This is a genomic window from Acinetobacter sp. GN11, from assembly GCF_054823985.1.
In genome coordinates this window covers 1-1447 of sequence record NZ_JRVL01000323.1, presented here as the reverse complement: position 1 = coordinate 1447, position 1447 = coordinate 1, and the positions used below count along the sequence as shown (strand labels likewise).

Annotated in this window: 1 protein-coding gene and 1 pseudogene; both read left to right on the top strand. The window is 38.5% G+C overall.

Annotated elements, in window-relative coordinates:
* Nucleotides 1–94: pseudogene (locus NL42_RS18835) on the top strand (darcynin family protein); the annotation flags it as partial.
* Between the two features lie 295 nt (nt 95–389).
* A complete protein-coding gene (locus NL42_RS18830; protein WP_461313910.1) occupies nt 390–1355 on the top strand; it encodes an alpha/beta fold hydrolase in 966 nt (321 codons plus the stop codon).
* The last annotated feature ends 92 nt before the right edge of the window (nt 1356–1447 follow it).

Here is a 1447-nt window from a genome sequence, read left to right as displayed (position 1 = left end):
AGACTCTGAATTTTGTACAGTGCCCTACTTTGAATTTGTAGAGATTATTCCTGCCATTGAAGATGGATATGTGGAGTATGAAAGTTCTTTATAAAAGAAGCATGATAAATCCTCTAAATGTCATAATTTTTAAGTGCAGTGCCTATATCATTACCATAAGTATGTAAGTTTACAATGCTTATGAATTTAGCTTACGGTAATAAATGAAGAGCTATTATTCTTGGAAAAGGAAATTTGTCGGTATCCTTCATTTCTATATTCAGCATGATGTATTTGAAGAATATTAAAAGTAAAACACAATTGAAATAGTATAAAGCTTAACTCGTTTCTACACTGAAAAAATCACCTATCTGTGTCGTCCAACGTATGCTTTATTTAGGAATGACTCAATGAAAAAGAAATTATTTTTCGGCGCTGTTGGCCTCACAATCTTGATTGGTGCGGGTCTATTTGTCGATCGAGATACTAATCCATTGAGTCATTATACATCTGATACAGGCAAGCTAAAATTTAAAAGAGCTTACGATCGAGCAATGGCGAACTTGCCCACGCCCCAAAAAACACTCGACCTAAAGACATCATATGGCACGGTTCGAGTTTATTATTTTGATAGTGGCAAGAATACAAAAGAACCCTTTGTACTACTACCGGGTCGATCAGCATCTACACCCATGTGGAGCCCAAACCTTGCGGGTTTATTAAAGAGTCGTTCAGTCTATACCGTCGACTTAATTAATGAACCCGGAATGAGTAAGCAAACTAAAGCGATTACCAACGTTGAAGATCAAGCAAAATGGCTAGATGAAGCACTGACTCAATTGCCTGAGAGTAAGCTTCATCTTATAGGTGTATCTATTGGCGGTTGGACAGCAACTAACTATGTCGTACACTTTCCCAATAAGGTAGCAAGTCTTAGTCTTATCGATCCTGTATTTGTATTTGATAATATTCCGCTGACTACAATCCTCATCTCAATTCCAGCATCAATTACTGTGATTCCAACACCTATACGCAATTATATGCTGAGCTATATCTCTGGAGGAGCCACGGTCAAAGCAGATGACCCCGTCGCGCAGCTCATTGAAACAGGGATGCATACGTTCTCAGTCAAGACACCAACGCCAACACGAATCACTAAAGATCAATTAAGAGATATCAATATCCCCGTCTTTGCCTTGATGGCGGGTCGTAGTGTCATGAATGACTCTAAAACTGCCGTTTCCAATGCGCAAGAGAGCTTAAAGAAAGGTACTGTAGATATGATTAAAGATGCTTCACATGCAATCAACGGAGAGTATGCTGATGAAGTAAATACCAAGATCATTCACTTTGTAGATACCGTAGCACCTATGTAATATCTTGCCTCTTTCGAACAAAGATTACTCAATTGAAGAAGTACCCGACTGTAAAAGTTCGGTGGTATGACGTTGAAGCATTTAGCACTAAA

Bases quoted from the DNA above. Each gene is read 5' to 3' on its own strand.
- NL42_RS18830 (WP_461313910.1), top strand. From the start codon at position 390: ATGAAAAAGAAATTATTTTTCGGCGCTGTTGGCCTCACAATCTTGATT.